The organism is Streptomyces sp. RP5T, from assembly GCF_003933965.1.
GTDB lineage: Bacteria > Actinomycetota > Actinomycetes > Streptomycetales > Streptomycetaceae > Streptomyces.
The window spans coordinates 1-5,086 of sequence record NZ_RSAJ01000587.1; the positions used below are offsets into that span (position 1 = coordinate 1).

The window sequence follows — 5,086 nt, forward strand, 5'->3', positions numbered from 1 at the left end:
TCCTGAGCCTCTTCCGGCCCGCCGAGATCCTCGCCCTGGCCCGCGCGTCCGGGTTCCGCGAGGTGCGGCACGTGCCGGTGGAGGAACTGGACCGGCGCTACTTCGCGGGCAGGACGGACGGCGTACGACCGTCCAGGGGAGAGGAACTGCTGGTGGCGGCCGGCTGAGTCACGGCAGCAGGGGGTAGCTCCCCGTGGCCGTCGGCGCGTGCTCCGGCAGCCACAGCACCGCCACCGCGCCCTCGGCCACCACTCCTTGCGGGGCCCCGGCGGGACGGATGTTGCGGAAGGTCAGCCGCGCCCCCAGCACCCGCGCCTGACCGGCCGCGATCGTCAGCCCCAGCCCGTGCCCGTGCCCCGCGCGGTCCGCGCTGCCCGTGCGGAAGCGGCTCGGGCCGTCCGCGAGCAGGTCCTCGGGGAAGCCGGGGCCGTGGTCGCGGACGCGGATGACGCGGCCCTCGACGGTGACCTCGATGGGCGGCTTGCCGTGCCGGGCGGCGTTGGCGAGGAGGTTGAACAGCACCCGCTCCAGGCGGCGCGGATCGGTGGTCACCTCCGACTCGTGCACCACGCGGACCTCGATCTCCGGGTCCTTGGCCGCCACCCGCCGGGTGACGAACTCGCCGAGCAGGATGTCCTGGAGCTCGGCCCGCTCGGAGGCCCCGTCGAGCCGGGCCACCTCCAGGACGTCCTCGACCAGCGTGCGCATGGCCTTCGCCCGGTCCAGGACCAGCTCCGTGGGCCGCCCCGGAGGCAGCAGTTCCGCCGCCGTCAGCAGACCCGTCACCGGGGTCCGCAGCTCGTGCGCGATGTCCGCGGTGACCCGCCGCTCGGCCTCCAGCCGCTGCTGGAGCGCGTCCGCCATGGCGTCCACGGCGGAGGCGAGGTCGTCGGTCTCGTCCCGTACGACCCCGCCGATCGCGTCCCTGACCCGGACGTCGGTCTCGCCCTTGGCCATCTGGTTCGCCGCGGTCGCCGCCTTCCGCAGCCGCCGCGACAGCTGCCCGCCGATGAGCACGCCGAGCGCGCTGCCGCCGAGGACCACGGCGATGGAGCCGATCACCAGAGCCTGGTCGAGGTCCTTGAGGATGTCGGTGCTGCGGTCGGTGAACCCGGTGTGCAGCGACAGCACATGCCCGCCTTTGACCGGGACCGCCGCCCAGATGTCCGGCCCGTGGTCGGCCCGGTCGGAGACGTACGTCGCCCGGCGGCCCTCCTGGACCTTCTCCCGCAGCTCGGGCGGCAGATGACGGTCGTCGACCGCGATGCTGGGGAAGTTCGGCTTGCCCGTCAGCTCGTAGTTGCGCTGGGCGATCTGGATCCGCTCGTCCGCGAGGTCACGCGCGTTGTCCAGCATCGAGACGCGGGCCGCGTTGTGCACGACCAGGCTCAGCGCGACGGCCACGAGCGCGCCGACCAGCGCGATGGCCGCGCTGAGCTTCCATCTCAGGCCGGTCCGCACCACCACACGCTCCGTCACCGGGCCCCGAAGGATCCCCCGCATGCTCCAGGCCCCCCGCTCAGGCCTTCAACTTGTAGCCGAAGCCGCGGACCGTCTCGATCCGGTCCTGGCCGATCTTCGTCCGCAGCCGCTGCACATGGACATCGACGACCCGGGTGTCACCGCCCCAGCCGTAGTCCCACACCCGCTCGAGGAGCTTGTCCCGGGACAGCACCGTGCCCGGGGCCGAGGAGAACTCGAGGAGCAGCCGCATCTCGGTCGGGGTGAGCGCCACCGGCTGCCCGCCCTTGCGCACCTCCATGCCCTCGGTGTCGACCTCCAGCTCCCCGAAGGTCAGCACGCCCCCGGCGTCCGCGCCGGCGTTCTCATCGCCCTTGTCGGCCCCGCCCGCGTGCCCGAAGCGGCGCAGCACCGCCCGGATCCGGGCGACCAGGACGGCCCCGTCGAACGGCTTGGTGACGTAGTCGTCGGCGCCGGCCTCCAGACCGAGCACCACGTCGATCGAGTCGGCGCGCGCCGACAGCATGATCACCGGCACGGTGGACTCGTCGCGGATACGGCGGCACAGGCTGACCCCGTCCAGGCCCGGGACCATGACGTCCAGGAGGGCGATGTCGGGGCGGTCCGCGCGGAACGCCTCCAGGCCCGACAGTCCGTCGGGCATGGCGGTGACCGCGAAGCCGTCCCGCTCCAGGGCGAGTTGGGTGGCCTCGCGGATGACGTCGTCGTCCTCGACGAACAGCACGTGGGTCTGGTCTGCCATCCGGGTGCTCTCACTCTTCGGGGTCGTGGCGGTCACTGAACCATCGCTTGGGGCGGCCCGATCGGTTCAGTTGTCGGGCACCGGAGTCGGTTCCGTGCCGGCGTTGCCGTAGTCGCTGTGGGTCCGGTAGACCGCGGCGAACCTCCCCGAGACCCAGCGGTACGTGATCACGTTCTCGCCGGAGGGGTCGGACACCGGGTCGCCCTTCTCGTACACCTGCTTGGTCACCACCAGGTCGCCGCGGTCGATCTCGGCGTAGACGGGAGGTTCCTCGGTCTGGAAGACATTCTGGTACGAACCGTCTTCCTCGCGGTACACGTACGAGCCGACGCCCACCAGATCGGCACAGGTCACGACGTTGACGACGACGTCGTCGGCCGCGCCGCCGGTCAGGTCGCCGTAGAACAGGTCCACCGGGTACTGGTCGGTGCCGCACGGCTCCAGGTCGCGCTTGACCGCCTCGGAGACCTTCGGGTCGGATCTGAGGAGGGCGACCGCGCCCTTGCGGTCCAGGCGCGGGGAGGCGAGTGCCGAGGGCAGGGCCGAGGGGGAGACGCCGGTCCCCGCGACCGCGTGCGCCGGGCCCTCGTCACGGGTGCCGGTGCCGCCGGTCGCGCAGGCGGAGACGAAAAGGGCGAGGGCGGCCAGCCCGGCCACCGCCGTGCTTGCCGCCTGGAAGATCCCCCGGACCGGAGCGAGGTCCGGCCGGGTGGGCCCGGGTTCGGTCAGGCCGCCGCGCAACGCTCCCGCTCCTCACGCTCCAGCGCGCGTGCGTCCAGGTCGCGGGCCTCCAGCTCCTCACGGAGCCGGGCGAGCGCCCGGTGCAGCGTGCTCTTGACCGTACCGGCCGACATGCCGAGGGCGGCGGCCGTCTCCTCCGTGGACATCTGCTCCCAGTGTCGCAGTACGACGACGCTGCGCTGCTTGGGGGCCAGCACCTTCATGACGTCCATCAGCAGGGCGCGGTCCGCGTGCTGCTCGGTGGAGTCGTCGACCGAGGCGTCCGGGAGCTGCTCGGTGGGCACTTCCTCCAGCTTGCGCGCCCGCCACCACTCCGTGCGGGTGTTGATCATCACCCGGCGCAGATAGGCGTCCGCGAGCCGCTTGTCCTCGATGGTCTCCCAGCGGCCGTACGTCCGCACGAGCGCCGTCTGGAGCAGGTCCTGCGCGTCGACCGGGTCCGGGACCAGACGGCGTGCGCTGCGCAGCAGCGCGTCCTGCCGGGTGCGGACGTACTCCTCGAACTCGAGCACCTCGCCCTGCGCCATGTCGACCGCCTCCTGATCCCCGTTCCGGCAGTCCCTGCCGGTCCTCATCGCGTGTGCTGCCGCCTGGTGTGCGGCATGGCAATGAAGCTACGGAGCGGTTGTCACGAGGCTGTGCGGAGCAGCGCGCGGCTGGCAATCGGCTGTCCGTCGGTTGTGTAACGGAAGCCGAAAAGGGGTAAACCGGCGCGGCTTTTCACGCCGGTTCAGGGGGATTTGCCCGTTTGCTCATGCCGGGCCATGGCCGGGCTATGTCAACGGCAGCCGATACAAACCACCCGACAGGGGTTCGACGAGTCCGTCCGCGACCAGACCGTCCAGTGCCCGCGCCCGCTGCACCGGCTCGTGCCACACCCCGTCGAGCACGGCCTGCGGGACGGGCGTGCGGGCCTCCCGCAGCACGGCGAGCAGCTTGCCGCGAACCTGGCGGTCGGTACCGGCGTACGTCTGTCCGCGCCGGGCCGGCCCGTCGTGCTCGGGCTTGCCCGCGAGCCGCCAGGCGCACTGAGCGGCGATGGGGCAGCGCGGGCAGGACTCGTTCTTGGCCGTGCAGACGAGCGCGCCGAGCTCCATGGAGGCGGCGGCCCAGCGCGCGGCCGTCTTCTCGTCCTCGGGCAGCAGCGCGCGGGCGAGCTTGCGCTCGGCGGCGGTGGTGGCGTTCGGCGGGTACTGCACACCGGTGACGGCACGGGCGAGCACCCGCCGCACATTGGTGTCCAGCACCGCGTGCCGCTGCCCGTACGCGAAGGAGGCCACGGCGGCCGCCGTGTACTCGCCGATCCCGGGCAGGGCCAGCAGCTGGGCGTGGTCGGTGGGTACGTCCCCGCCGTGCCGCTCGGTTATGGCGACCGCCGCGCCGTGCAGCCGCAGCGCCCGGCGCGGATAGCCGAGCCGCCCCCAGGCGCGCACGGCCTCACCGGGCGCCTCCGCGGCCAGATCGGCGGGTCGCGGCCACCGGGCGAGCCACTGCTCGTAGACCGGCAGGACCCGGCTCACGGGCGTCTGCTGGAGCATGAACTCACTGACCATCACTCCCCACGGGCCGGCCTCGGGCCGCCGCCACGGCAGATCCCGGGCGTGCTCGTCGAACCAGTCGATGACAGGGGAGTGCAGGCCCGCTCCGCGGGGGGCGTCGGTGATGCCGTCGGCGGGGCTGCTGGGCGGGGTGTTCGTGGGCGCAGTCATGGCCTTCCGATCCTGCCACGACCGGGGGGCCGCGCGGGCGGACCGCCACCCCCGGGCGGCACCGGACCTGCCGAGCCCCCGCAACGCGCGCCGCTCGCGGCGCAGTCGGTCCGCGGCCATGGCCAGAGGTGCAAGGGACACGATCGCGAACGGGCCGTCGGTGTCGGCGAACGGCGCACCGAGGAGCCGGAGTCCGTGGTCACGGACCGTAGGCGGTGGGCCGATACGGTCACGCCCTGCGATCGGCACGTGTCAGTTTCCGGAATGATGATCCTGAAAAGTTGTGGCGCCCGGCGCCGCGCGGCCCATGACCGGTTCCGTCGACGGGCGGTTCTTCGAGGCACACCACACCGTCGACGACGACGGCCACCTGGTGTGGTGGCTGATCGACTGCACGGACCGGCACCTGGCC

General features: G+C 72.7%; 5 protein-coding genes. All 5 read right to left on the minus strand.

Translation table 11 applies throughout. The features are described from left to right. Positions 1-168: 168 nt before the first annotated feature. The 5 genes from cseC to EHS43_RS36950 all read right to left on the minus strand — a co-directional run bounded on the left by cseC (position 169) and on the right by EHS43_RS36950 (position 4,674). On the minus strand, positions 169-1,503 hold the full coding sequence (gene cseC / locus EHS43_RS36930; RefSeq protein ID WP_125194982.1) for a two-component system sensor histidine kinase CseC: 1,335 nt from the start codon (positions 1,501-1,503) through the stop codon (positions 169-171). 16 nt (positions 1,504-1,519) lie between these two features. Next, positions 1,520-2,224, minus strand: coding sequence for a two-component system response regulator CseB (gene cseB, locus EHS43_RS36935; protein ID WP_125194984.1), 705 nt, complete (start codon positions 2,222-2,224; stop codon positions 1,520-1,522). Between the two features lie 66 nt (positions 2,225-2,290). After that, the gene (locus EHS43_RS36940; RefSeq protein WP_125194985.1) at positions 2,291-2,965 is read right to left on the minus strand and encodes a hypothetical protein; all 675 of its coding nucleotides are present in this window, start codon (positions 2,963-2,965) and stop codon (positions 2,291-2,293) included. Further along, the gene (locus tag EHS43_RS36945) at positions 2,950-3,492 is read right to left on the minus strand and encodes a SigE family RNA polymerase sigma factor (protein WP_020122536.1); all 543 of its coding nucleotides are present in this window, start codon (positions 3,490-3,492) and stop codon (positions 2,950-2,952) included. The genes EHS43_RS36940 and EHS43_RS36945 overlap by 16 nt, the downstream gene beginning before the upstream one ends. Before the next feature lie 246 nt (positions 3,493-3,738). Further along, positions 3,739-4,674, minus strand: coding sequence for an A/G-specific adenine glycosylase (locus tag EHS43_RS36950; RefSeq protein ID WP_125194987.1), 936 nt, complete (start codon positions 4,672-4,674; stop codon positions 3,739-3,741). Positions 4,675-5,086 lie beyond the last annotated feature (412 nt).